At 65.3% G+C, this 24113-nt stretch carries 24 protein-coding genes, 1 pseudogene and 1 riboswitch; of the genes and pseudogenes, 14 read left to right on the top strand and 11 right to left on the bottom strand.

The window, feature by feature from the left end; translation table 11 throughout:
- The first annotated feature begins 34 nt into the window (after positions 1–34).
- A pseudogene (locus EAH73_RS05510) lies at positions 35–804 on the top strand (IS5 family transposase).
- Between the two features lie 13 nt (positions 805–817).
- Here the strand turns inward: EAH73_RS05510 and EAH73_RS05515 are convergent.
- Positions 818–1483 carry an outer membrane beta-barrel protein gene (locus tag EAH73_RS05515; protein ID WP_140465495.1) on the bottom strand — a complete coding sequence of 222 codons (666 nt, stop codon included), beginning with the start codon at positions 1481–1483 and terminating at the stop codon, positions 818–820.
- Between the two features lie 218 nt (positions 1484–1701).
- On the opposite strand from EAH73_RS05515, the gene EAH73_RS05520 reads away from it, so the two are divergent.
- Positions 1702–2550, top strand: a complete 849-nt coding sequence (locus EAH73_RS05520; RefSeq protein ID WP_140465496.1) for an oxidoreductase — start codon at positions 1702–1704, stop codon at positions 2548–2550.
- 98 nt (positions 2551–2648) lie between these two features.
- Positions 2649–3497 carry an FRG domain-containing protein gene (locus EAH73_RS05525; protein ID WP_140465497.1) on the top strand — a complete coding sequence of 283 codons (849 nt, stop codon included), beginning with the start codon at positions 2649–2651 and terminating at the stop codon, positions 3495–3497.
- 7 nt (positions 3498–3504) lie between these two features.
- Here EAH73_RS05525 and hrpB read toward each other — a convergent pair whose 3' ends face one another.
- From hrpB to EAH73_RS05545, 4 genes are all read right to left on the bottom strand, one after another.
- Complete coding sequence (gene hrpB / locus EAH73_RS05530) at positions 3505–6243, bottom strand: ATP-dependent helicase HrpB (RefSeq protein ID WP_240047153.1); 2739 nt, start codon at positions 6241–6243, stop codon at positions 3505–3507.
- 64 nt (positions 6244–6307) lie between these two features.
- Entirely contained in the window at positions 6308–7228 is a 921-nt protein-coding gene (locus EAH73_RS05535; protein ID WP_140465498.1) for a glycosyltransferase family 2 protein, read from the bottom strand.
- A gap of 59 nt (positions 7229–7287) precedes the next feature.
- Positions 7288–8037 carry a YqjF family protein gene (locus tag EAH73_RS05540; RefSeq protein ID WP_140465499.1) on the bottom strand — a complete coding sequence of 250 codons (750 nt, stop codon included), beginning with the start codon at positions 8035–8037 and terminating at the stop codon, positions 7288–7290.
- A 339-nt stretch (positions 8038–8376) separates the two neighbouring features.
- Positions 8377–8703, bottom strand: coding sequence for a rhodanese-like domain-containing protein (locus EAH73_RS05545; protein ID WP_140465500.1), 327 nt, complete (start codon positions 8701–8703; stop codon positions 8377–8379).
- Between the two features lie 211 nt (positions 8704–8914).
- Here EAH73_RS05545 and EAH73_RS05550 point away from each other — a divergent pair, with 211 nt between their 5' ends.
- The 3 genes from EAH73_RS05550 to EAH73_RS05560 all read left to right on the top strand — a co-directional run bounded on the left by EAH73_RS05550 (position 8915) and on the right by EAH73_RS05560 (position 11725).
- Entirely contained in the window at positions 8915–9448 is a 534-nt protein-coding gene (locus EAH73_RS05550) for an AAA family ATPase (RefSeq protein WP_140465501.1), read from the top strand.
- A 42-nt stretch (positions 9449–9490) separates the two neighbouring features.
- On the top strand, positions 9491–10375 hold the full coding sequence (locus EAH73_RS05555) for an aldose 1-epimerase family protein (RefSeq protein WP_140465502.1): 885 nt from the start codon (positions 9491–9493) through the stop codon (positions 10373–10375).
- A 93-nt stretch (positions 10376–10468) separates the two neighbouring features.
- Positions 10469–11725, top strand: a complete 1257-nt coding sequence (locus EAH73_RS05560; RefSeq protein ID WP_140465503.1) for a hypothetical protein — start codon at positions 10469–10471, stop codon at positions 11723–11725.
- Between the two features lie 103 nt (positions 11726–11828).
- On the opposite strand, the gene EAH73_RS05565 is transcribed toward EAH73_RS05560, so the two are convergent.
- Entirely contained in the window at positions 11829–12050 is a 222-nt protein-coding gene (locus EAH73_RS05565) for a hypothetical protein (protein WP_068236053.1), read from the bottom strand.
- Positions 12051–12211: 161 nt separating this feature from the next.
- A riboswitch (TPP riboswitch) is annotated at positions 12212–12316 on the top strand.
- 58 nt (positions 12317–12374) lie between these two features.
- On the opposite strand from EAH73_RS05565, the gene EAH73_RS05570 reads away from it, so the two are divergent.
- The 4 genes from EAH73_RS05570 (at position 12375) to EAH73_RS05585 (ending at position 17458) form a co-directional block, all read left to right on the top strand.
- Entirely contained in the window at positions 12375–14831 is a 2457-nt protein-coding gene (locus EAH73_RS05570) for a TonB-dependent receptor (RefSeq protein ID WP_140465504.1), read from the top strand.
- A gap of 117 nt (positions 14832–14948) precedes the next feature.
- A complete protein-coding gene (modA, locus tag EAH73_RS05575; protein WP_140465505.1) occupies positions 14949–15716 on the top strand; it encodes a molybdate ABC transporter substrate-binding protein in 768 nt (255 codons plus the stop codon).
- A gap of 231 nt (positions 15717–15947) precedes the next feature.
- Positions 15948–16628: a molybdate ABC transporter permease subunit gene (gene modB, locus EAH73_RS05580; protein ID WP_140465506.1), complete on the top strand. Its 681-nt coding sequence runs from the start codon at positions 15948–15950 to the stop codon at positions 16626–16628.
- A gap of 8 nt (positions 16629–16636) precedes the next feature.
- Positions 16637–17458, top strand: a complete 822-nt coding sequence (locus EAH73_RS05585; protein ID WP_140465507.1) for an ATP-binding cassette domain-containing protein — start codon at positions 16637–16639, stop codon at positions 17456–17458.
- 21 nt (positions 17459–17479) lie between these two features.
- On the opposite strand, the gene EAH73_RS05590 is transcribed toward EAH73_RS05585, so the two are convergent.
- Complete coding sequence (locus EAH73_RS05590; protein WP_140465508.1) at positions 17480–17929, bottom strand: hypothetical protein; 450 nt, start codon at positions 17927–17929, stop codon at positions 17480–17482.
- Entirely contained in the window at positions 17892–18044 is a 153-nt protein-coding gene (locus EAH73_RS22995) for a hypothetical protein (protein WP_161599455.1), read from the bottom strand. The genes EAH73_RS05590 and EAH73_RS22995 overlap by 38 nt, the downstream gene beginning before the upstream one ends.
- Positions 18045–18254: 210 nt before the next feature.
- Here EAH73_RS22995 and EAH73_RS05595 point away from each other — a divergent pair, with 210 nt between their 5' ends.
- Positions 18255–19490 (top strand): acyl-CoA dehydrogenase family protein, encoded by a 1236-nt coding sequence (locus EAH73_RS05595; RefSeq protein WP_240047154.1) that lies wholly within the window; start codon positions 18255–18257, stop codon positions 19488–19490.
- 101 nt (positions 19491–19591) lie between these two features.
- On the opposite strand, the gene EAH73_RS05600 is transcribed toward EAH73_RS05595, so the two are convergent.
- A complete protein-coding gene (locus tag EAH73_RS05600) occupies positions 19592–19957 on the bottom strand; it encodes a hypothetical protein (protein ID WP_140465509.1) in 366 nt (121 codons plus the stop codon).
- 135 nt (positions 19958–20092) lie between these two features.
- On the opposite strand from EAH73_RS05600, the gene EAH73_RS05605 reads away from it, so the two are divergent.
- The 3 genes from EAH73_RS05605 to queG all read left to right on the top strand — a co-directional run bounded on the left by EAH73_RS05605 (position 20093) and on the right by queG (position 22645).
- Complete coding sequence (locus tag EAH73_RS05605) at positions 20093–20434, top strand: HIRAN domain-containing protein (RefSeq protein ID WP_140465510.1); 342 nt, start codon at positions 20093–20095, stop codon at positions 20432–20434.
- A gap of 120 nt (positions 20435–20554) precedes the next feature.
- Complete coding sequence (gene ruvB / locus EAH73_RS05610) at positions 20555–21607, top strand: Holliday junction branch migration DNA helicase RuvB (RefSeq protein ID WP_140465511.1); 1053 nt, start codon at positions 20555–20557, stop codon at positions 21605–21607.
- A 102-nt stretch (positions 21608–21709) separates the two neighbouring features.
- Positions 21710–22645: a tRNA epoxyqueuosine(34) reductase QueG gene (gene queG / locus EAH73_RS05615; RefSeq protein ID WP_140465512.1), complete on the top strand. Its 936-nt coding sequence runs from the start codon at positions 21710–21712 to the stop codon at positions 22643–22645.
- Between the two features lie 15 nt (positions 22646–22660).
- Here queG and EAH73_RS05620 read toward each other — a convergent pair whose 3' ends face one another.
- Both EAH73_RS05620 and EAH73_RS05625 read right to left on the bottom strand, forming a co-directional pair.
- Positions 22661–22876 carry a hypothetical protein gene (locus EAH73_RS05620; RefSeq protein ID WP_140465513.1) on the bottom strand — a complete coding sequence of 72 codons (216 nt, stop codon included), beginning with the start codon at positions 22874–22876 and terminating at the stop codon, positions 22661–22663.
- A 341-nt stretch (positions 22877–23217) separates the two neighbouring features.
- Entirely contained in the window at positions 23218–24108 is an 891-nt protein-coding gene (locus EAH73_RS05625) for a ferritin-like domain-containing protein (RefSeq protein WP_140465514.1), read from the bottom strand.
- Between the last annotated feature and the right edge of the window lie 5 nt (positions 24109–24113).

Consider the following 24113-nt stretch of genomic DNA (forward strand, 5'->3'; position numbering starts at 1 on the left):
AGGGGGTGTTTACAGTTAGGGTCGACCTTTGAGCATGAATAAAGACCGCAGTCTGTTGACCGATGCGCAGTGGACGCGGCTTTCGCCGCTGCTGCCAGGCCAAGAAAGTTCGCCAGGTACGACGGCTAAAGACACGCGTTTGTTTGTGGAAGCCGTGCTCTGGCGGGCCCGCTGTGGGGTGTCGTGGCGCGATTTGCCTGTAGAACGGTTCGGCCCCTGGCACACGGTATACGCCCGGTTTCGGCGCTGGCGCCAAGCTGGCGTGTGGCCGCAGGTACTGGCCCAGGTGCAGAACGCGACGGGCTTGCATCAGCTTATGGTCGATTCCACCGCCGTACGGGCGCACCAGGTGGCGGGCGGCGCGAAAAAAAAGATAGTCCTGTCGGGCAGGCGCTCGGCCGCAGCCGAGGCGGGTTCACCACCAAGCTCCACCTGAGTTGCGATGCCTACGGCCGAATTTGTGCCCTGGCCCTGACCGGCGGTCAGGCCGGCGACTGCCCGCAAGCGCCGGGCCTGCTTGCAAGGCACCTGCGCCCGGGCCAAGCCGTACTGGCCGACCGGGCCTACGACGCTGGGTATGTGCGCACCCAAATCCAACAAGCCGGGGCCACGGCCGTGATTCCTAGCAAAAAGAATCGCCTCATCCCGCTGAACCATGACACCGACATGTATAAAGAGCGAAACCATATTGAGCGGGCTATCAACGGCTTAAAACGCTTCCGGGCGGTAGCAACCCGCTTTGACAAACGCGCCGCCAACTACTTTGCCACCTGCTGCTTGATTGCCGCTCTGACGTGGCTCTGATTGTAAACACCCCCTAGCTGCGCCCGAAGCGGTAGCGCAGGCCCAGCGCGCCAGTGGAGGAAATGGAATTGTAAGTATTCCTATTTAAGAGGAGGTTGAACAATAAATCGCCCGTTAGGGCCAGGTGATTGCCCAAGCGGTAGCGCAAGCCAGCGCCCAAATTCAGGTAAAAATTGTTGTTGGCGTAGTCGTAATTGCTGTTATTAACCGTGTTCTGGAGGCTATCGACCGTAGTGGCGTTGCTCTGATAGGTATCCCGCGCCAGGGTGAAGCCGCCCAGCGCGTCAACCTGAAGGCGCTGCTCGGGGCGGCGCGTGAGGGCGTAGCGCACCAGCACGGGTACTGCTATAGTACGCTGCTGGCTGTTGCTGTAACTAATGCCCTGGTGCAGCCCGCCGTTGAAGTAGAAAAGGCCCGGGTGGAAGTAGGAATCCTTGCGCTGGTGGTACTGCGCACTGGCTTGCAGTGCCAGCCGGGGCTGCAGCTGCACCCCCACCGTGAGGAGGGGCGAAAGGGTGTTGTCGAACGAGGCGACCGGCGATTGGGGCGAGCCCGCGGCCACGCCCAGCCCCACAAAAAGCTGGGGCTTGAACGGGGCAGGGGCCGCGGTTTGGGCAAAACTGGCCAAGGGCAGGGCCCCGGCCAGCAGGCCGATGAGCAAAGGGGGGCAAAAACGCATGGGCGGGGCGGAAAGGGGAGTGGGAAAGGTAGAGCCCCACGCGGCAGCTTGCGTTGCAATAAGGTGCGTTACTACTTTGTATATGTCTGATAACCAATAATATTATTAAATAATAAATTTTGCTTGCACCGGGGCCCCGGCGGCGGCGCGGCAAAACAAATAGGGTCCCCGCGCCGTCTTATGCACCTGGTATTTCACACCACTTGCAAAAACGACTCATGCCCAATTCCCCTAAAAACTGGTTCATCACCGGCGCCTCATCCGGCTTCGGCGAGGCCCTGGCCGAACTACTGCTCGCCAACGGCGACAAAGTGGCCGCCACGTTCCGACACCAAAACCAAGCCGACGAGTTCACCCAAAAGGCCGGCGCCAATGGCCGCGGCGTGGTGCTCGACGTGACCGACGCCGCCCGCGTGCCCGGCGCCGTGCAGGAAGCCATCGACGCCCTCGGCCACCTCGACGTGGTGGTAAACAACGCCGGCTACGGCTCGCTGGGCCCCATCGAAGAAATTGACGAGGACGAAGTGCAGCGGCAGTTCGACGTGAACGTGTTCGGGGCCCTGCGGGTGCTGCGGGCCGTGCTGCCCCACCTGCGCGAGCGCAAAAGCGGCCACATTCTGAACATCACCAGCATCGGTGGGCTGCGCGCCTTCCCGGGCGTGGGCATTTACAATGGCTCCAAGTTTGCCCTTGAGGGCATCGGCGAGGCGCTTTCCAAGGAAGTGGGGCCCCTGGGCATCCACGTTACCAACATCGAGCCCAGCGGCTTCCGCACCAAGTGGGCGGGCGAATCGGCTACGTTCACGAAGCCCAAAAACGCCGATTACGACGCCACGGCCGGCAAAAACATGGGCGACATCCAGGGCTACAGCGGCAAGCAGCCCGGCGACCCGGTGCGCGCCGCCCAGGCCATGTACGACGTGGTGAACCAGGAGAACCCGCCCCTGCACCTGCCCCTGGGCGCCGCCGCCGTGAAGGGCGCCCGCGCCAAAATCAAGGAGCTGAGCGACGAGGTGGAGCAGTACGCCAGCGTGGGCGAAGGCGCAGACTTTCCAGCGGAAAAATAAGTCCGTGTTTCTGGCAGAAAGGGGCTCTGGCAATGCGCCGGGGCCCCTTTTTTGTGGTCCCCGGCGGCCGGCTGGGGGCCCCGGCCGTACCTTCGGGCATGCCCTACTCCGCCGCCGACCACGTTGCCACTTCCTGGGCCCATTTGCAGGAATTGCTGTTTCAGGATACCTGGGACGGGCGCATCGGGCGGTTCCGCTCGCCGTTTGTGTACCGCGGGCAGCGCTCCAAAAACTACTTGCTCACCACCAGCTTGCAGCGCCTGGGCGGCAACTACTTCGAGCTGGAGCACCACTTGCTGCGCAACTTCCGCAAGTACGCCCGCGACACGGCGGCCGTGCCGGCGGCCACGGCCTCGGTGTGGGACTGGCTGGCCCTGGCCCAGCACCACGGCCTGCCCACCCGCTTGCTCGATTGGACGTACTCGCCCTACGTGGCCCTGCACTTCGCCACCGACGACCTCCAGGCCTACCACCAGGATGGGATTATTTGGGCCCTGAACTACGTGAAGGCCGCCGAGCACCTGCCCGATTCGCTGCGCGACGCCCTGCGCCACGAAGGCTCCAACGTCTTCACTTCCGAGCTGCTGGCCCCCGTCACCGACAGCTTGCGCAACCTCGAAAGCCTGCAAGCCGAGCCGTTTGTGCTGTTTCTGGAGCCGCCCAGCCTCGATGCGCGCATTGTGCACCAGTACGCGCTGTTTTCGCTGATGAGCGCCAGCCAGAGCGTGCTACACGAGTGGCTGGCCGGCCACCCCGAATTGTACTTTCGTATTATTATTCCGGCCGCCCTCAAGTGGGAAGTGCGCGACAAGCTCGACCAGGCCAACATCACCGAGCGCGTGCTGCTGCCCGGCCTCGGGGGCCTCTCGCGCTGGCTGCACCGCCACTACTCCCCCCGCACCGGGGGCCCCAGCAGCGCCTTCGTGAACGAGGACGACATGCGGTAAGCCCCCGCTACAGGTTATCCAACCGCCTCTTGGTTAGCCTGGTCGGGATGTGCTCCATGGGCTTGTCGGGCCAGGGGTGGCGCGGGTAGCGGCCCTTCAGGTCCTTGCGCACGTCGAAGTAGCCCTTCTCCCAAAAGCTGCGCAAGTCGCGCGTGACCTGGGCTGGGCGGCCGCCGGGCGAGAGCAAATGCAGCAGCAGCGGCACCCGGCCGCCGGCCACGGTGGGCGTTTCGGTGAGGCCAAACAATTCCTGCAGCTTCACGGCCAGCACCGGCGCGGCGGGCTCGGCGTAGTCGAGCGTGACGTGCGAGCCGCTGGGCACTTCGAGGGCGGCGGGCGCGAGGCGGTCGAGGGCCTGGCGCTGGGCCCAGCCGCCGGGCAGGCGCGCCAGCAGTGGCTCCGTCAGGTCGAGGCGCTGCACCTGGTCGAGGCTTTTGAGGCCGGCCAAGTGGGGCCCCAGCCACTGCGGCAGTTCGCGCAGCAGCGTGGCCTCGTCGGTGGCGGGCCAGCTCGCTGTTAGCTGTTGGTTGTCAGTGGTTATGGCTTGTTCATCGCCTTCATTAGCAGCGGGCGCGGGAAAGTGGTGGCGCAGAAACTCCAGCCGCTGCTGCACTTGCCGGGCCCCGGGCGTCCAGTTCAGCTTGCCCAGGCCGGCTTCTTGCAAGTAGGCCACCAGGGCCCCGGCCACCAGCGCCGCATCGGGCTGGCCGATGATGGTATCGGCCAGGCGCAGGGCCCCCAGGCGGCGCACCCGGCGGCTAGCCACGCGCTGGGTGGCGGGGTCGTAGCGCACCTCATCGGTGGTCGTAATCTGCTCCGCAAAAGCCGTTTCCAGCTCCTCGCGGCTCACGGGGGCGGCCAGGGTAGCGCGGGGCGCGGCGGCCGTGCCGGCCAGGTGGGCCACGGCAAAAAACTCGGCCTGCGGGTCCACGTCTTCGGTGCGCAGCTCCACGCGCTGGCCGGTGGCCAGGCGCAGGCGGCCGTCGGTTTCGCGCTGGGCCACGCGGTCGGGGTAGGCCAGGGCCGTGAGCAGGCCGATGGGCGCGTCGGCAAAAGAGGCACTAGCAACGGAATTTTTAGGGCCCTGGCGGCTTTGCAGGTGGCGGGCCACGTCGCGCACGCGCTGCAAGGTGGCTTGGTGCAGTGCCAGGCCGGGCAGTGGGGCCCGGCCGCTGGCCAGGGCTTCGAGGCGCAGGCGCAGGTCGGGCGGGGTGGGGCGCGGGTCGTTGGGGGTGGCCCAGCGCAACAGGTCGCGCTCGGCTAATAGGGCAGCCAGGGCGGTAGCGGCGGGGCCCTGGCCCAGCTCCTGGCCGCGCACCACGAGGTGGCCTAGGCGCGGCGGCAGGCCCAGCTTGGCCAGCTGGCGTCCGTGGGCGGTGGGCTTTAAGGGGGAATTAGCGGAGTTAAAAGTTGAAAGTGAAGAGTTAAAAGGCGTGTTCTCGTTGCCTTCATTATCCGTTTTAACTTTTAACTCTTCACTTTTAATTTCCCCCGCCAGGGCCCCCAGGCGCACCAGCAGGTCTTGGGCTTGGGCGTAGGCGGCGGCGGGCGGCGCGTCGAGCCAGCGCAAATCGGCGGGGTTGGCGGTGCCCCACAGGGCCAGCTCCAGTGCCAGGGCGCTGAGGTCGGCGGCCTGGATTTCGGGGGCCCGGTGAGCGGGCAGCTGGTGGTGCTCAGCCTCGGTCCAGAGGCGGTAGCAGGTGCCAGGGGCCAGGCGGCCGGCGCGGCCGCGGCGCTGGTCGGCGGCGGCGCGGGCCACGGGCACGGTTTCGAGGGTGGTGAAGCCGGTGCGTGGCACGAAGCGCGGCACTCGGGCAAAGCCGCCGTCCACGACGATGCGCACGCCCTCGATGGTGAGGCTGGTTTCGGCGATGCTGGTGGCCAGGATGACCTTGCGCCGGCCGGCCCGCGCCGGGCGCAGGGCGGCGTCCTGCACCTCCAACGGCAGTTCGCCGTGCAGCAAGTGCAGGTCAATGTCGTCGGGCAGCGAATCCAGGGCCCGGGCGCTGCGCTGCAAGTCGGCCACGCCGGGCAGAAACACCAATACGTCGCCCTCGGCGTGGGCGTCCAGTGCGGCGCGCACCTGGGCCGGCACCAGCGCGGCCAGCCGCTCGCCGGGCCGGTTAGGCAGGGCAGCGGCCCGGCGCGGGTCGAGGTAGTGCGTGTCAATCGGAAACAGGAAACCGGCCGACGACACCACCGGCGCGGGCAGCCACTGCCCCAGCCGCTGCGCCTCCAGCGTGGCGCTCATGATGAGAATCCGCAGTTCGGGCCGCAGCACGGCTTGCGCGTCGAGGGCCAGTGCTAAACCCAAATCGGCATTCAGGCTGCGCTCGTGAAACTCGTCGAACACCACGCAGGCCACGCCTTCCAGGGCCGGGTCATCCTGCAGAATCCGGGTGAGAATGCCTTCGGTGATGACTTCCACGCGGGTGTCTTTACTCACCTTGCTATCGAGCCGCACACGGTAGCCAATGGTGCGGCCCACGGGCTCGCCCAGCAGCTGGGCCAGGCGGGCGGCGGCCCCGCGCACGGCCAGCTGGCGCGGTTCCAGCACCAGGATTTTATCCTGGGGCCCCCGCCACTCGGCGGCCAGCAGCGCCAACGGCACCACCGTGGTTTTGCCCGCGCCGGGCGGCGCCTCCAGCACCACGCGGGTGTGGGCGGCCAGGGCGGTCCGCAGCGCGGGCAGCGCCTCCACGATGGGCAAGTCGGGCAGCGGGGGCAGGCGGAAATCGTTGGGCAAGGGCGGGGTAGCGAGGAGCGGAAGAAACGGTGAGGCGGCCAGCAGTGGGTGCGGCGCTGGGGCCCTAATCGGGAACGGCCGCGGTGGGGCGAATGGAGGCCGACATGGGCGCGCCCTGGGCCAGGAACTTGGCCAGGCGCAGGTACTGGCGGCCGCGCCGAGCCCGGAAGACGAGCTTCACCACGAACAGCCAGCGCACGGCCTCGGCGTGGATGGGGTTGAAATTTTTGCGCAAAAAGTAGGCGAGCGAAATGTAAAACTCGCGCAGCAGGCCAAAGCTGGGTTGGCTGCTACGCCCGCCCAGGTGCACGAATTCCGACGTGGGCACCACCACCACTTGGCGCCCGGCCTGCCACACGCGCCAGGCTACGTCCTCCTCCTCGCAGTACAGAAAATACTTTTCGTCGAGCCCGCCGATGCGGGCAAACAGCTCTGCGTCAGCAAACATGGCGGCGCCGGTCACCATGTCGGCGGGGTAGGGCTGGCGGGCGGCACGGACGGGGCGCGGCGGGTGGTAGCCCAGCCCCAGGGCCCGGCACAGGCCCCGGCCCAACAGCTTGTCGCCCAGCGTGGGGAAGAAGCCGTAGCTCTCCACCCACTGGCCCTCGGAGTCAAACATTTGGGGGGCGGCCAGGCCAATTTCGGGGCGCGCCGTCAGCAAGTCGGCCAGCTCCGTCAGGCAGTCGGTGCGCAGCAGCGTGTCGTTGTTTAGCAAAAACACGTGGGTCGGCCGGCGGGTGGCCGTGGCGGTGCGAAACCCCAGCATGTTGCCCCCGGCAAAGCCCAGGTTAACCGGCGAGTAGCACAGCTCTACCTCGGGGCAAGCGGCCAGTGGCTGCAAGGCAGCGCGGTCGGCGGGCGTGGAAGCGTTGTCGACCACAATGACTTGGTAGGCCGTGCCGGGCCGGGTGTGGGCGCGCAGCGAGGCCACGCAGGCAAGGGTGTGGGCCGCGGAGTTGTAGTTAACCAATACAACGAGGATCATAGCGGAGCGGAAAGCGAAAAGGGGAGGAGCGAGCCGCAAAGGAAGCGGAAACGGCCGCGCTACACCCGTTGCAGCCACCACAGCTCCACGGCCAGGGGGCCCCCGGCGTACAGCACCGGGGCCCCGGCGGGCGTGGGCAAGCCGTGCGCTTCAATCAAATTGGAGTCGAATTCCAGCAGCTCGGCCTCGCGCAGCGGCCAGGCGTCGTGGTGGATGCGGCCGCGGTAGAGGCGCTTCCCCCAGGCCGCGTACAAGCAGTAGCGCTCGGTGAGGAAAAATGCCAGCGAGCCGGGCGCGGTATCGGCGGCCGGCAGCGGCGCGCCCACGCGCCAGGTGGCGGCGAAGTGCGCGGCCGGGGCCCCGCCGTGGGTGCGGCGGGCGGTGTAGCGCACCTGGCCGGGGGCGGGGCGGGCCAGGGCCATGCGGGCGCGCAGGTAGGGCAGGTGAAACACCGTGCGCGCCGCCCACACGGCCAGGGCGTTGGCGGCGTCGAGCGACAAAAACCACACGCCGGGCACGCCGTCGAGGTGCACGTAGGTGCGCACGTTCAGCTCCAGGAACTGGTTGGCCCCCGGGATGGGCGGGGTGAAGCGGGTGCGCACGTCCCACATCCGAAACGGTACGATGGCCAGCCAGGCGTGGCCGTCGTGCAGGTCGAGGGCCAGGCGCGGGGGCAGGAAAGGGGCGAGCACCGCCGGCGGCACCGGCCAGTGCATGAATAGTAGGTCGCCCCAGCGCTGGCGCATCAGGGGCGGGCCGGCGGGGGGCTGGCGCAGGGCCAGGCGGCCGGGCAGGGTGGGGTTTTTCACTTAATTAGTTGGCAGGTATCAATGAGCAGCTAGCAGTAAAGCAAGAAGGGCCCACCAGGTTTTTGGCCAACTGCTCACCATGCACTGCTGTAGGCCTTACGCACTTGTAGCCTCAGAAGGGCGGCCCGGTGGTAGTAATTAGTTGTTATTGAGCGCCGAAGCCCCAGCGGGGCGGCCCAACACCGTGGCAGGCGATTGGGCCGCCCCGCTGGGGCTTCGGCGTTATTAATCAACATTTTGCTACCGATGGGCCGCCCCTCCGGGGCTAGTCATCGGCCTGTTTGCGCAAGTCCAGTGCTAACTTCCTAAACACCAACGGCTCACTGCCCATTGCCCAACCTAATACCGGGGCACGGAGGGATCTACTTCGAGGCTCCAGGCGTCGATGCCGCCGCGCAGGTTCAAGAGGTTGGTGCGGCCGTGGCGCATTTGCAAGTAGCTCAGGGCCTGGGCCGAGCGCACGCCGTGGTGGCACACTAACACTACTTCGCCTCTGGCGGGTATTTCCTCGGTGCGCTGAGGCAGCTCGTCGAGGGGCAGCAGCACGCTACCGGGCAGGTGGCAGTAGTCGAACTCGATGGGGTCGCGCACATCAAGTAGGTGGAGCGGGTCGCCAGCGGCGAGGCGGCTGGCGAGTTGGACCGGACTGATAGCGGCTATTTGCATAAAATAATTAAGCGGATAGAGGGCAAAGGTAAGACCGCCGCTAAGGCCCGGCCCGGCAAAAGTCCCAATTTGGGACAAAAGTGATTTTAATCAGTACTTATTGGATGCCGCCGGTGGCACGGCGCGGCGGCAGTGGGGCCCCGGCCCGCACCTTTGCCGGGGCAAGGGCCCCGCACTGGGTCCCTTTGCGCCTTAAAACGTAACATTGGCTATGCTTCGCCTTGCCCTCACCGGCCCGGAATCGACGGGAAAATCGACGCTGAGCCAGCAGCTGGCCGCCCACTACGGGGCCCCCTGGGTGCCCGAGTACGCCCGCACCTACCTCACCGGCCGCCGCCCGCCCTACGCCCTGGCCGACCTTGAAGCCATTGCCCACGGCCAGCTGGCCGCCGAGGCCGCCGCTGAAGCTGCCGCTACGGCCACCGGCGGGCCCTTGTTGGTGTGCGACACCAACCTATTGGTAATCAAGGTATGGGCCGAGCACGCCTTCGGCCACTGCCCCGCCTGGATTGCTGCCGCCGTGGCCCAGCCGCGCTACGACTTGGTGCTGCTGCTGGGCGTGGACGTGCCCTGGGAGCCCGACCCGCTGCGCGAGCACCCGCAGCTGCGCCAGCATTTTTACGACCGCTACCGCGACGAGCTGCTGGCGGGCCCCGATGCATTTGCCGAAATCTGGGGGCCCCCGGCGCAGCGCCTGGCCGCCGCCCAGCAGCTGGTAGATGGGCTGCTGCGCGCCCAGCCGTAGCTTAGGGGCCCTGATCTTACCGCTTTCGCCCCTGTTCGCGCCATGCCCGCCCTTGTTCTTGCCAATGCCCAGTGCCGGGCCACCTTCGCCGCCCACGGGGCCGAGCTCACCGGCCTTGTTGCCACCGCCACCGGCCTGGAGTACGTGTGGGCCGCCGACCCCGCCGTGTGGGGCCGCCACGCGCCGGTACTGTTCCCCATTGTGGGCCGCCTGCCCGACGATACGTACCTGCACGAGGGCCAGGCCTACCGCCTGGGCCAGCACGGCTTCGCCCGCGACCAGGAGTTTGCCGTGCTGCGCCACACCGAAACCGAACTGGCCTTCCGCCTCACCGACTCGGCCGAGACCCGCGCCAACTACCCGTTTGCCTTCGAGCTGACCATCACCTACACCCTGCGCGGTACCACCCTGGCCGTGCGCTGGGACGTGCGCAACCCCGCCGGGGCCCCCGGCAACGAGCTGCTGTTCAGCATCGGGGCCCACCCGGCGTTTCGGTGCCCGCTGCTGCCGGGCGAGCAGTTTGAGGATTATTACTTCGAGTTCGACCACCCCGTGACGCTCAGCAAGCAGCTGCTGCGCGGCGGCCTGCGCAGCGGCGAAACCGCCCCCGTGCTGCACCAGGAGGCCACACTGCCGCTCACCTACGAGCTGTTTGCCGACGATGCGCTGGTGTTTGCCAACTACGACTTCACCCGCGTGGCGCTGCGGGCCCACGGCGCGCCCCACTTCGTGCGCCTGCGCTTCGATGGTTTCCCCTACCTCGGCCTCTGGACGAAGGGCCCCGGGGCGGCGTTCGTGTGCATCGAGCCCTGGCACGGCGTGGCCAGCCCCGTGGGGCCCCCGCAGGAGCTGCGCGACAAGGAAGGCATCCTGGCGCTGGCTCCCGGCCAGGCCTTTGCGGCCACCTACGAAATCGAAATCGGCTGAGCCGCCGGGACGGGGCACGTCAGCGTTAAGCCTGGGGCCCCCAGCGTAGTCTGAAGAAAAACTCTTATCCGCTCGTCCCTTTTAGCTGCCGTAGTGCCGTTCCGTGCGTGGTTTTGCTTGTTGCTGGCCGGGGCGCTGCGCGCGGCCGGGGCTCCGGGGCCGCCCAGGGTGCCGGCCGACAGCTTGCGCCCCGCGCCCGCGCCCCGCCCGCGGCCCGCAGCGGCCGACGTGGTGGACGCCCTAAATGCGGCGGTGCCCCGCTTGCGCCTGGCCCCGCACGACTCGCTGGCCCTGGCGCGGGGCCACAAGTTTCTGGCGCTGCTGCCGGCCGTGGGCTACTCGCAGCAAACCGGCGCGCTGGCCGAAGTGGCGGCCAGTGTGGCCTTCCGCCGGCCGGGGGCCAACATGTCGACGGTGCTGGGGGCCCTCATTTACACGGCGCGGGCGCAGGCCATCGGCACGGTGGCGGCGTCGGTGTGGGCGGCCGGCAACCGCTGGAACTTTGCCAGCGACTACCGCCTCATGCACTACCCCCAGAGCACCTACGGCCTGGGCATGCACACCAGCACCACCGAGCAGGTGACGACGATGGACTACGACTACCTGCGCGCCTACCAGAGCGCGTTGCGCCGCCTGGGGCCCAACTTCTACGCCGGGCTGGGCCTGCAGCTCGACGACCACTGGAACATTGTGAGCCGCAACGGGGCGCGCCAGGTCAGCACCATCTCGCACTACCGCGACGGGGTGCGCGGCCGCTCGCTGTCGGTGGGCCCCGCGCTCATTTTGCTCTACGACAGCCGCGCCAACGCCATCAACCCAGCCGGTGGGGCCTACCTCAGCGCCGTGTACCGGCCCAACCGCCAGGCCCTGGGCAGCACCACCAACTACGAAAGCCTGCTGCTCGAAGGCCGCGCTTACCTGCACCCCAGCCGCCGCTCGGCCAACGTGCTGGCCTTCTGGTCGTACAACGCATTGACATTGAAGGGCAACCCACCGTTCCTGGACCTGCCCAGCACCGGCTGGGACGCCGCCAGCAACCTGGGCCGGGGCTACATCCAGGGCCGGTTCCGGGGTAAAAACCTGCTTTATCTCGAAAGCGAATACCGCTTCGGCCTCACCCGCAACCGCTTGCTGGGCGGCGTGGTGTTCGCTAACGCCCAAGCCGTGTCGGAAGACGCCCAGCGGCTCGCCGAGCCCATCGCCAAGCGCTACGACAAAGTAGCCCCGGCCGTGGGCGCAGGCCTGCGCATCAACCTTAATAAGGTGTCAAACACCAACTTGGGTATCGACTACGCCCGCGGCATCCAGGGCTCCAGCAGCCTCTCGTTCAACGTGGGCGAGGTGTTTTAATCAAAATTAGCAAAAGAGCGCGGGCAGCCTTGGAAAATATTGGGGAGAGGTTCTCCTTATTTTCCAAGGCTGCCCGCGCTCTTTTGCTAATTAATGCGGTCAATCAGGCCCCTACCCGGGGGCGGTTGTAGTCCGGCTCCCAGTCGTTGATGGGGCGCGAGATGCCGGGGGGCAGGTCGAGGTCGGGCAGGCCAGGGTCGTGCGGCTCGCCGCCGTCGTCGTCGCCATCGGGCGGCGGCGGCGGGGGCCCCACGCGGCGGCGCGGCACCACGAGCACAAACAGCAGCACGGCACAAAGCACAACGGCGTAGAGAAGCTGGTACATAGCAGGCAGGCGGGGGAAAGCAACTGGGCTATTAACAGCCAACGCGGGCTGGGGGTTGCGGCGGCCCGGCGCTCTAAATTAATTGATTTCCACCGAAAAGCCAGCCGCCGCAGAAAAAAAGCCACGGGGCCCCCAACTGGTTGCCGCCCGCCCTACCTTTGTGGCCTGTTTAGGGGTGCTGGCGTTGCGTGCAACACCGGCTGAGATGATACCCATCGCACCTGATCCGGGTAATGCCGGCGAAAGGGAAATAAACAATCCGCGGACGTTTCCGCCCTGGCTCCGCCCCCTTGGGCCCGGGTGCGTCCCATTTTTTCATCTTTTTTGAAAATTCTACCCTTTGCGGGAGCTGCGCTGCTAGCGCTGGTTGCCGCGCCGGCCTGGGCGCAGGGCCCCGTGGCCGGCACCCTCACCGATGACCGGGGCGCGCCCCTGCCCGGCGCCACCATCACCCTGGCCGACGTGCCCGGCCTGGGCACTACCACCGACAACGCTGGCCGCTTTGTGCTGCCGGCCGTGCCCGCGGGGCCCCACACGCTGCGGGCCAGCTACGTGGGCTACGAGGCGCTGGCCCGGCCGCTGCAAGGCCAGCCGGGGCCCCAGCAGCTGCCCGCGCTGGTGCTGCAAACCGCTCGCAACCTCACACCCGAGGCCGTCGTCACGGCCACCCGTGCCAACGAGCGCACCGGCACAGCCTACCAAAACGTGAGCCGCGAGCAGCTCCAGGCCCGCAACTTCGGCCAGGACCTGCCCTACCTGCTCGACCAGACGCCGAGCGTGGTGACGACCTCCGACGCGGGCACCGGCGTGGGCTACACCGGCCTCCGCATCCGCGGCACCGACGGCACGCGCATCAACGTGACCCTCAACGGGGTGCCGGTGAACGAGGCCGAGAGCCACGGCGTGTTTTTCGTCGATTTGCCCGACCTGGCGTCGTCCGTGCAGAGCATTCAGGTGCAGCGCGGGGCGGGGCCCAGCACCAACGGCGCGGGGGCCTTCGGGGCCAGCCTGAACGTGGAAACCCTGGGCCTGCGCCCCAAGGCCTACGCCGAAATTAACAACTCGGCCGGCTCGTTTGGCACTTGGAAAAGCACGGTGGCCGCCGGCACGGGCCTCATCAACAACCACTTTACGGTGGACGCCCGCGCCTCGCGGGTGCAGAGCGAGGGCTACGTGGACCGCGGCGCGGCGCGGCTGAAGTCGCTGTACCTGGCCGGCACGTATTCCGACGAGAAAACCCTGCTCCGGGCCCTTATCATCACCGGCTACGAAACCACGTACCAAAGCTGGTTCGGCCTGGCTGACTCGCTGCTCACCAAAAACCGCCGCTACAATGAGTCGGGCACCGACGCCGGCCAGCACTTGCCGGCGTATAAAAACCAGACCGATAACTACCAGCAGGACTACTACCAGTTCTTGGTGTCGCGGCAATTAACGTCCCGCCTCAACCTGAGCGTGACGCCCTTCTGGACGCGCGGCGGCGGCTACTACGAGGAGTACAAGGCCAACCAGGATTTCGCCAAGTACGGCATTGGGGGCCCCGTGTACCAGCCGCGCAACGGCGGCGGGTTTGATACCCTCACGACCACCGACGTGATTCGCCGGCGCTGGCTGAAAACTGACCTCTACGGCGCCACCTACGCCTTGCAGCTCCAGCCCAAATACGCGCAGTCGCGCCTGCAATCCTTCACCCTGGGTGGGGCCCTGGTGAACTACCGCGGCCAGCATTTTGACGAGCTGACCTGGGCCCAGCGCGGCAACAACATCCCCGAAACCGGCTACCGCTACGACCAGGAGCCCAACGCCCACAAGCTCGACGTGAACAGCTACGCCCGTGCCACGGTGGCGCTCGGCGAGCGGCTGTCGGCCTTCGGCGACTTGCAATTTCGGTACGTAAACTACGAGCTGTTTGCGCCCGACGGCAGCCCCAACGGCGGCAAGAGCCAGCAAACCATCAAGTTCAACTTCCTCAACCCCAAGGCCGGCCTCACTTACCAGGTGAAGGACGGGCTGGCGGCCTACGCCTCCTACGCCCTGGCCCAGCGCGAGCCCACCCGCACCGACTACACCGACACGCCCGCCGACCGCCGCCCCACGTCCGAAATGCTCAACAACTTTGAGCTGGGCCTGCGCCGCACCACGGGGCCCATCCAGTGGTCGGCCAACTACTACCTGATGCTGTACCGCAACCAGTTGGTGCTCAGTGGAAAGCTCGATGACGTGGGCAACCCCATCCACGCCAACGTGCGCGACTCGTACCGCACCGGCCTGGAGCTGCAAGCCGCCGCGCTGCTGGCCCGGGGCCTCACCTTCAGCCCCACGGCTACCTTCAGCCGCAACAAAATCAACAACTACACCGATTACCTGGCCGACTACGACAACGGCGGCGAGCAGGGCACGGCCTTCCGGCAGACCAACATCTCGTTTTCGCCCAGCCTCACCTTCGCCTACACCCTCGAGTACGAGCCGCTGCCCGGCCTGCGCCTGGCCACGCTGGCCCGCTACGCCGGCCGCCAGTACCTCGACAACACCAGCACCGACAGCCGCAGCATCGCTCCCTACTACGTGCAGGACCTGCGCGTGCGCTACCTCTGGCACCCCGGCAAGCTGGGCTTCCGCGAGATTGAGCTGGCTGGCCTGCTTAACAACGTGCTGGGCGCCAAGTACGTGAACAACGGCTACACCTACGGCTACATCAGTGGCGGCCAAACGCAGTACTTCAACTACTACTACCCGCAGGCCCTCACCAATTTCCTAGCCTCGGTGAACCTGCGCTGGTAGCTAGGGCCCCCTGGGGGCCAGCTGCGGGGCCCCCAGGGGCTCGGCTCGGCGCAGTATCTTTGCGGATATAACCATAGGGCCACCCGGTAGTTATCGGGTGGCCTTTCGCGTAAGCTTATGAATCGTTTTTTCGCCCTGTTCGCGCTGCTGCTGCTGGCCCTGGGGCCCCCGGCCGGGGCCGCGCCCGCGCCGGGCCCCGCGCCGCTCACCATCGCGGCGGCCGCCGACCTGAAGTACGTGCTCGACTCGCTAGTGACGATTTTCCACCGCCAGCACCCCGGCGCCAAGGTGAGCGTGGTGTACGGCTCGTCGGGCCGGTTTTATGAGCAGCTGAGCCACGGGGCCCCGTTCGACCTCTTTTTTTCGGCCGACGCCGACTACCCCACGCGCTTGCAGCAGGCCGGCCTCACGGTTGGGGCCCCGCGCCCCTACGCGCTGGGCCGCTTGGTGCTGTGGAGCAAGAAGCTCGACCCCAATAAGCTGGGCATGAAAACCTTGCTTGACCCCCAGGTGCGGCGCATTGCCCTGGCCAACCCCGCCCACGCACCCTACGGCCGTAAGGCCGAGGAAGTGCTGCGCCACTACCGGCTCTACGGCCAGGTGCAGCCCCGGCTGGTGCTGGGCGAGAATATTGCCCAGGCCGCCCAGTACGCCGCCACCGGTGCCGCCGACGTGGGCCTGCTGGCTTACTCGCTGGCCCTCAGCCCCGAGCTGCGCCGCGCCGGCCGCTTCTACCTCATCCCGGCCGCCGCCCACCAGCCCTTGCAGCAGAGCTACGTGCTGCTGAAGCAGGCCCAAGGCAACGCCACGGCCGCCGCCTTCGCCGCTTTCGTGGCCAGCCCCGTAGCCCGCCAGGCCCTGAAAAAGTACGGGTTCAGCTTTTAGCCACTGGCCACGAAGCGCGCCAAAAGGCCGTCATGCAGAGGGCAACGAAGCATCTTTTTTGCGTCGTTGCACGGTTGGGTTACTTCCGTGGGAAAGATGCTTCGCTACGCTCTGCATGACGTCCCGTTAGCATAACGGCCACCAGCCCAACCAGCCGCCTGCCCCTGGCGGGCCGCCCCCAACCAAGCACTACTAACCAAGCACCACTAACCAAGCACCCCCCACCCAATAATGCCCCCCGACTACTGGCAAACCCTGCAACTCACGCTGGTGCTGGCGGCCAGCACCACGGCGCTGCTGCTGCTGCTGGGCGTGCCGCTGGCCTACTGGCTGGCCTACGCCCGCTTCCGCGCCAAGCCGCTGGTGGAGGCCGTGGTGAGCCTGCCGCTGGTGCTGCCGCCCACCGTGATTGGGTTTTACCTGCTGCTGGCGTTCAGCGACGATACGGCGCTGGGGCACTTCCTGATTAACACCCTGGGGCTGAGCCTGAACTTTACTTTTGCCGGCATTCTGGTGGGGTCGGTGGTGTACAACCTGCCCTTTATGATGCAGCCCTTGCAGGCGGGGTTTCAGCAGGTGCCCCGCTCGCTGCGCGAAGCGGCCTACACGCTGGGCAAGTCGCGCGGCACCACGCTGTGGCGGGTGCTGCTGCCCAACATGCGGCCGGCGCTGCTCAGCGGGGCCGTGCTCACCTTTGCCCACACGCTGGGCGAGTTTGGGGTGGTGCTGATGATTGGCGGCAACCTGCCGGGCCGCACCCGGGTAGCCTCCATCGCCATTTACGACGAGCAGCAGAGCCTGCACTACGCCCAGGCCAACGCCTACGCCCTCACGCTGCTGGGGCTGGCGTTCGGCATTTTGGTGGGCCTGTTTTACCTCACCAAGCGCGACGCCACGCGCCGCCTGTTCTGAGCCCGCCCGTGCTTGATTTTCACCTCCTCAAAGCCCTGCACACCGCCGCCGGCCCCCGCACCCTCGACGTGCGCCTGGCCCTGGCCCCCGGCGAGCTGCTGGCCCTCAGCGGCCCCTCGGGCGCGGGCAAAACCACGCTGCTGCGCCTGCTCGCCGGCCTCGACCGCCCCGACGGCGGCTTTGTGCGCTTCGGCGAGCACCCCTGGTACGACCAGCAAGCCCGCCAGTGGCTGCCGCCGCAGCAGCGCCCGCTGGGCTTCGTGTTTCAGGACTACGCCTTGTTTCCCAACATGACGGTGCGCGAAAACCTGGCCTTTGCCGCCGCCGGCCCGCCCGGTGCGGGGCCCCTGGTGGCCGAGTTGCTGGAGCTGCTGGAGCTGGGGGCCCTGGCCGGCCGCCGCCCCGGGGCCCTCTCGGGCGGGCAGCAGCAGCGCGTGGCCCTGGCCCGCGCCCTGGCCCGCCGCCCGCGCCTGCTGCTGCTCGACGAGCCCCTGGCCGCCCTCGACCTGCCCACTCGCCTGCGCCTCCAGCAGGTGCTGGCCGATGTGCACCAGCAGTTCGGCCTCACCACCATCCTCATCAGCCACGACCCGGCCGAAATTGCCCGCCTCGCCACCCGCGTGGTGGAACTGGAGCTGGGCCAGGTGCGCCAGCAGGGGCCCCCGCCGCCCGCCGCCCCGGGGCCCCTGCTGGGCCGGGTGGTGGCGGTGCTGCCCGGCGGCGGCCTGCGGGTGCAGCTGCCCGGCGGGGCCGAGGCCGACGTGCCCGCGCCGCCCGGCCGCGCCTGCGCCCCCGGCGACGAGCTGCCGCTGACGGTGGGCGTGGCCTGAGGTTGGGCCCCCGCGGGGGCCTCAAACAATCAGCCGCACGCCGCCCAGCTCCGAAACCTGGTACCGGAACTTGTCGCCGGGCGAGCCGATGAACATGAAGTTTTTGGGGATGCCCCACTCCTCCGACAGCTCCGTGCTGAGGTCGGGGCCGAAGCGGCCGGGGCGCGCCACGAAGTCGAGGTGGATGTTAGGGTAGGCACGGTCGAGCACGCCCAGGTCGGTGAGCAAGCCCGCGGGCACCTGCTGGCCCTCGCGCAGCAGCAGCACGATTTTGAGGTGGTTGGTAAGCTCGTTTTCCTCCACGTAAGTCATCACCTTGTTGAGGTTGGCCACGTTGTCACCCTTGGTGAAGTACACGAATTCCTGCTCGTTGAGCTCGCGCACCAGGTGCCGGATGCTGATTTGGCTGCGAATGGCCAGCCGCCGGAACCGCTCATAAAACCCCCGCCAGCACGAAGGTGAGCAGGGCAATGCGCTCGAGCATGGTGTACACGATAAGCGCCGCCGGGATGAAGTATTGCAGGAACACGACCAGGTAGCCGGGATTTTTCTGCACGTTGTTGTAGAGGCTAGCCCGCACCCCCATCAGGGCCGGGCGTGAAGGCGCAAAAAGTAGTTTGCGGAGATGCCATGCTTTCAGGTAGCGCGCGTAATGAAATGAATGTGAGTGAAAAAGCGTGCAGCTCAATTGAGGTGCCAATGGTATAAATGCGGCCGGGGTCCCCGCGGCCCCCCGGCCTGAACCGCGCCCCGGCCGGCCCTGTTACCTTTGCCTAAACCCATTCCCGCCTTTGCCATGTCCTCCATCGCCGACGTTTTATCGCCCGAAGCCAAAGCCCACACCGCCCAGGGCGGCAGCACCAACGCCAACGGCTTCACCGACTACTTCGACCTCGACGGCCTGCTCACCGAGGAGCACATTCTCGTGCGCCAGAGCATCCGCGACTTCGTGAAAAAGGAGATTTCGCCCAGCATCGAAAAGTGGGCGCAGGACGCGCATTTCCCGTCCGAAATCGTGCGCAAGTTTGGCGACGTGGGGGCCTTCGGGCCCACCATTCCCACCGAGTACGGCGGCGGCGGCATGGACTATATCAGCTACGGCCTCATCATGCAGGAAATCGAGCGCGGCGACTCCGGCATGCGCTCCACGGCCTCGGTGCAGGGCTCCCTGGTGATGTTCCCCATCTACCAGTACGGCTCCGAGGAGCAGCGCCAGAAGTATTTGCCCAAGCTGGCCAGCGGCGAGTGGCTGGGCTGCTTCGGCCTGACGGAGCCCGACCACGGCTCGAACCCCGGCGGCATGACCACCAACATTAAGGACGCCGGCGACCACTACGTACTCAACGGCGCCAAGCTCTGGATTTCCAACTCGCCCGAGTGCCAGGTGGCCGTGGTGTGGGCCAAAAACGAGCAGGGCCGCATCAAGGGCGTCATCGTGGAGCGCGGCATGGAAGGCTTCACTACCCCCGAAATCCACAACAAGTGGAGCCTGCGCGCCAGCGTCACCGGTGAGCTGGTGTTCGACAACGTGAAGATTCCCAAGGAGAACATCCTCCCCAATATCGAAGGCCTCCGGGGCCCCCTCAGCTGCCTCGACTCGGCCCGTTTCGGCATTGCCTGGGGCGCCATCGGCGCGGCCATCGACTGCTACGAGTCGGCCCTGAAGTACAGCCTCCAGCGCGAGCAGTTCGGCAAGCCCATCGCCAGCTTCCAGCTCCAGCAGAAAAAGCTGGCTGAGATGATCACCGAAATTACCAAGGCCCAGCTCCTGGCCTGGCGCCTGGGCGTGCTCAAAAACGAAGGCAAGGCCACCAGCGCCCAAATCAGCATGGCCAAGCGCAATAGCGTGGACATGGCCCTGCACGTAGCCCGCGAGGCCCGCCAAATCCACGGCGGCATGGGCATCACCGGCGAGTACCCCATCATGCGCCACATGATGAACCTCGAATCGGTGGTGACCTACGAGGGCACCCACGACATCCACCTGCTCATCACTGGGGCGGATATCACCGGCATCCAAGCGTTTAAGTAAGACAAGATTTGTATCACCTGCTTTAGTTTGTGCATAAAAAACGGCCGTCCTAATGAATGGGCGGCCGTTTTTGGTTGAAGTGAAATGGGAACAGAAGCCCCTTATTTCTCCAATAAATACACGTTTTGAGCGAAAATTGTATTGCCTTGGTTGGCAAACCCACTGGGCGTCACGCTTACAACGTGCCAGCCAGCTTTGGTGTACTCGTTCACGGTGGCTAAAGTCGCTTTATGTACTTCGGTTAGATTGGCTGCCAGTTTCTTGGCGCTGCCCCGGCTGAAATCCACAGCTTTTTCCTGTTGCTTGCCATCGGGGTCGATGGTGATGATGGCTGCCTGCGCATCAAAGCCAAGTGACACGTTGCTAATAACCATCATAGAACCCGTCGGCTCGGCCGCCTTCGGGTAAAATGCCCACGAGCCAACTACGGCCAGGGCCAATGCTCCGGAGAGAAATACGTTTTTCACAAGTTAAGAAAGGAAAAGGGTGAATGCTTCTGCAACGTACCTCAGTTTTAGAAAACGCCTGGCTGTAAAGTGCTTGTTTGAACTAATTAGCACGAAATGTCCTGCCATTCGCCATCGGCCCCGTAATTTGCCCCCATGAAGCAGGCTACCGAACCCCTCGTGCTACTGGAGTGCCTCGTTGCGGGCACCTCGCACCGCCGCCCCGAAATTGACGAAGTAGAACCTTCGCTGCAAGTCGGGCAGGCCCTGTTGCTCACCCGCGAGCCCGACAGCCACTACGACGACTGGGCCGTGCAGGTGCACACCCACCCCACCACCCACCCCGCCAACGTGTGGCTCGGCTACTTGCCCGAAACCCAGAACGAAACCGTAGCCCGCCTGCTCGACGCCGGCTTTGCCATTGAAGCTCGCCTCAACCACAAAGCCTGGGAAGACGATTGGCTGCACCTCGACATTGAGGTACTAATGAACCGTTAGCAAGGGCCCCGGCGGCGGCGCAGCTTTGCTAAAATAATGGGAGCTTTTTCCCGGCGGTTGGGGTTGAGGAATAGGGCCCCCACGGCTGCCACCTGACCACCACCAACCGATACTTATCCCATGCGCGAAGCCTATCTCACCGGCGGCACCGAACAGTTCGACGCCACTGACAAGGACATCGACAAGGCCCTGCGGCCGCTGTCGTTCGACGACTTCACGGGCCAGGCCAAAATCCTGGAAAACCTGAAGGTGTTCGTGGCCGCCGCCAAGCAGCGCGGCGACGCCCTCGACCACGTATTGTTGCACGGGCCCCCCGGCCTGGGTAAAACCACGCTCTCTCACATCATCGCCAACGAGCTGGGCAGCAGCATCAAGATGACCTCGGGCCCCGTGCTCGACAAGCCTTCGGACCTGGCCGGCCTGCTCACCAACCTGGAGCCGCACGACGTGCTGTTCATCGACGAAATCCACCGCCTCAACCCCGTGGTGGAAGAGTACCTGTACTCGGCGATGGAGGATTACCGCATCGACATCATGCTCGATTCAGGCCCCAACGCCCGCTCGGTCCAGATTTCGCTCTCGCCCTTCACCCTCGTGGGGGCCACCACGCGCTCGGGCATGCTCACGGCCCCACTGCGGGCCCGTTTCGGCATTTCGGCCCGGCTGGAGTACTACGACTCTAAGCTGCTGACTACCATTGTGCTGCGCTCGGCCGAAATCCTGGGCACGCCCATCCATGAAGACGCGGCCTTCGAAATTGCCCGCCGCTCGCGCGGCACCCCGCGCATTGCCAACAACCTGCTGCGCCGCACCCGCGACTTTGCTCAAATCAAGGGCGACGGCACCATCACGGTGGAAATTGCGCAGTTTGCCCTGAACGCCCTGGACGTAGATGCCCGCGGCCTCGACGACATGGACAAGCGCATCCTTACCACCATCATCGACAAGTTCAAAGGGGGCCCCGTGGGCATCACCACCATCGCCACTGCGTGTGGTGAAGAAGGCGAAACCATCGAGGAAGTGTACGAGCCCTTCCTCATCCAGGAGGGTTACATCAAGCGCACCTCGCGCGGCCGCGAGGCCACCGAAGCCGCCTACCAGCACCTGGGCCGCCTGCTGCCCAGCCACTTGCGCGGCAACAACGGCGACCTATTTGCCGAGATTACGGCTTAGTGGCTGCAACCTGGACTCGTAGAGTCCACGCTACGATGCACGGAACGCGCCGCCCTCAGCGGCGCGTTCTTCGTTTCTTTGGGGTTCATTTCCTGCCATCACATGCTTCTTCGCGCCGAATGGACGCCTTTCATCAAACGCCGCGCTGCCGAGCTGGGCTTCATGGCGTGCGGTATTTCCAAAGCGGAGTTTCTGGAAGAGGAAGCGCCGCGGCTCGAAAACTGGCTCAAGCGCAGCATGAACGGCCGCATGGGCTACATGGAAAACCATTTCGACAAACGCCTCGACCCGCGCTTGCTGGTGGACGGGGCCCGGTCGGTAATCTCGCTGCTGCTTAATTATTACCCGCCCAAGGAGGAACAGCAGCCTGACGATACACTGAAAATCAGTAAGTACGCCTACGGCCGCGACTACCACTTCGTCATTAAGGACAAGCTGAAAAAGCTGCTGGCTGATATGCAGGCCGAAATTGGCGAAATCGGCGGGCGGTGCTTCGTCGATTCGGCCCCGGTGCTGGACAAGGCCTGGGCCAAGAAGAGCGGCCTTGGCTGGGTGGGCAAAAACTCCAACCTCATCACGCCCGGCAGCGGCTCGTTCTACTTCATCGCCGAACTGATCGTGGACGTGGATCTGGACTACGACGGTGCCATCCGCGATTACTGCGGCACGTGCACCAAATGCCTCGACGCCTGCCCCACGCAGGCCATCACCGAGCCCTACGTGGTAGACGGCAGCAAGTGCATCAGCTACTTTACCATCGAGCTCAAGGACCAGATTCCGACCGAAGTAGCGGGCAAGTTTGGCAACTGGGTGTTTGGCTGCGACATCTGCCAGGACGTGTGCCCTTGGAACCGCTTTGCCAAACCGCACCAAGAACCACATTTCCAGGCGCACCCGGAACTGAAAAACCTGTCGGCCAGCGACTGGCGCGAAATTACCCACGAGCTATTCACGGAACTGTTCCGGCAGTCGGCGGTGAAGCGCACGGGTTACGCTGGCCTTACCCGCAATATCCAATTCGTATCGCCCGAGGCGTAGTACCCGTTGGGGGCCCTAGGCGGCGCTGAGGGCGGGCCCCAGGCCAGCGTGGGCCCGGAATACGCGCTTGAGCACGCGGCGGTAGAGGCGCGAAAATTCGGCATAGCACCACGAGCGGAACTGCGCCAAGTCAGCGGGCAGCACGGTTTTGAGCGCTTTGCGCAGTTCTTTCTCAAACAGCAGTCTGCTAAAACTAACCTTTAGCAAGATGATTTTGGCATATTCGAGCATGGCAATGGGTGGGATGGGGATAGAAGGGTAGGGCCGCCGGCTGCGTACACAAGTTACACCAGCGCAAGCACCAACGCCCGGGTAGGAACGCGGCACCCAACGACTGCGGTGCCCTATTACGCAAGGAAACCGACCAGGGCTACGTTTATAACCGCCGAATCCCCAAATTTTGTAGATGCAATTGGGTTCCTGACAGTTGGGAATAGTGCAAAAACTATCAAGATGAACAAACGGCTTGCGCAACGTATTCAGCCTGTGAAAGACAAAAAAAAGCCGGCTCCGCATATTGCGGAACCGGCTTTTTTTGTCTTTCCTGTGGCAAGCAGGCCTAGTGTCTTTGACTAAGCGCCGATCAGGCTACCAGCACGCGAGTTGTCGAGTACTTCGGCAACTTGCAGGTACTCGTCAAAAGCTGCGGCTGCATCCGAAGCCGTGTAGGTAGTGCCCAAGCCAGTGGTGATGGGTACGGCCGACTGCGTCGTGTTATTCTCGGTTGGGCTAGCCGTAGTGTAAGCAGGAACCACCAAGCCAAACTGGCCAGGGTTAGAGCCTGTAGTAACACCGCTGGTATAAACTGGATGGGATGCCAGGTCGTCGGCGGGGTTCACCCAAGCAAGCTGGCCGCGCATTACGCGGATTTTTGCTGCGTGGCGGGCTTCCACCGAGTGGATTTGCAGAGCAACGGTCAGCAAATCGGTACCGAGCAGTTCGCCAGCGCGGCCTTTGTAAGCCCGAACGCCGGTGTCTTCCAGAAGCTGGGCAATGCCAAGCTGCGAGGTGGCAGCGGTGCCAGTCTTAAAGGTGACGAGGGATGCAAAAACCGTCGACCTGAAGGTAACGCCCGATACGGGGGTAGCGCTCATGCCTCTGATTGCGCCTTGCAACAGCGTAACGTGCGAATCCTCGTGCTTTTTAATTTGGTCAATGGCCGCCTTGTCAGTAGACGAAGCAGCAGTGTATAGGGCAGAAGCCTGTACTTTTTTGTAGAAGTCTTGCTCGAACAGCTCCAGTGCCAGTGCATACTGGAGCACTTCCACGGCCGTAGCCGTGGTGCCAGTGGTGCCGGCGTAAGCCTTTTGGAACAGCGCGCCCAGGAACAGCGGCGTAGCAGCCAAGGCCGAACGCTTAGCTGCGGTGCCCAGCGAACCGAAAATAGCGCGGCGCGAGTCGAAGCGACCGAGAACGTCGGCATCTACCTCCGCGAGCTGGTCAATTATTTTGAAGAGATCCATAACAA

Source organism: Hymenobacter nivis, assembly GCF_006439025.1.
GTDB classification, from domain to species: Bacteria; Bacteroidota; Bacteroidia; order Cytophagales; family Hymenobacteraceae; genus Hymenobacter; species Hymenobacter nivis_A.

What these genes read in the sequence shown, in the direction of transcription:
- EAH73_RS05515 (WP_140465495.1), bottom strand. Translation starts at nt 1,483, where the DNA reads ATGCGTTTTTGCCCCCCTTTGCTCATCGGCCTGCTGGCCGGGGCCCTG.
- EAH73_RS05520 (WP_140465496.1), top strand. Translation starts at nt 1,702, where the DNA reads ATGCCCAATTCCCCTAAAAACTGGTTCATCACCGGCGCCTCATCCGGC.
- EAH73_RS05525 (WP_140465497.1), top strand. Translation starts at nt 2,649, where the DNA reads ATGCCCTACTCCGCCGCCGACCACGTTGCCACTTCCTGGGCCCATTTG.
- EAH73_RS05535 (WP_140465498.1), bottom strand. Translation starts at nt 7,228, where the DNA reads ATGATCCTCGTTGTATTGGTTAACTACAACTCCGCGGCCCACACCCTT.
- EAH73_RS05545 (WP_140465500.1), bottom strand. Translation starts at nt 8,703, where the DNA reads ATGCAAATAGCCGCTATCAGTCCGGTCCAACTCGCCAGCCGCCTCGCC.
- EAH73_RS05550 (WP_140465501.1), top strand. Translation starts at nt 8,915, where the DNA reads ATGCTTCGCCTTGCCCTCACCGGCCCGGAATCGACGGGAAAATCGACG.
- EAH73_RS05555 (WP_140465502.1), top strand. Translation starts at nt 9,491, where the DNA reads ATGCCCGCCCTTGTTCTTGCCAATGCCCAGTGCCGGGCCACCTTCGCC.
- EAH73_RS05565 (WP_068236053.1), bottom strand. Translation starts at nt 12,050, where the DNA reads ATGTACCAGCTTCTCTACGCCGTTGTGCTTTGTGCCGTGCTGCTGTTT.
- modA (WP_140465505.1), top strand. Translation starts at nt 14,949, where the DNA reads ATGAATCGTTTTTTCGCCCTGTTCGCGCTGCTGCTGCTGGCCCTGGGG.
- modB (WP_140465506.1), top strand. Translation starts at nt 15,948, where the DNA reads ATGCCCCCCGACTACTGGCAAACCCTGCAACTCACGCTGGTGCTGGCG.
- EAH73_RS22995 (WP_161599455.1), bottom strand. Translation starts at nt 18,044, where the DNA reads ATGGGGGTGCGGGCTAGCCTCTACAACAACGTGCAGAAAAATCCCGGC.
- EAH73_RS05595 (WP_240047154.1), top strand. Translation starts at nt 18,255, where the DNA reads ATGTCCTCCATCGCCGACGTTTTATCGCCCGAAGCCAAAGCCCACACC.
- EAH73_RS05605 (WP_140465510.1), top strand. Translation starts at nt 20,093, where the DNA reads ATGAAGCAGGCTACCGAACCCCTCGTGCTACTGGAGTGCCTCGTTGCG.
- ruvB (WP_140465511.1), top strand. Translation starts at nt 20,555, where the DNA reads ATGCGCGAAGCCTATCTCACCGGCGGCACCGAACAGTTCGACGCCACT.
- queG (WP_140465512.1), top strand. Translation starts at nt 21,710, where the DNA reads ATGCTTCTTCGCGCCGAATGGACGCCTTTCATCAAACGCCGCGCTGCC.
- EAH73_RS05620 (WP_140465513.1), bottom strand. Translation starts at nt 22,876, where the DNA reads ATGCTCGAATATGCCAAAATCATCTTGCTAAAGGTTAGTTTTAGCAGA.
- EAH73_RS05625 (WP_140465514.1), bottom strand. Translation starts at nt 24,108, where the DNA reads ATGGATCTCTTCAAAATAATTGACCAGCTCGCGGAGGTAGATGCCGAC.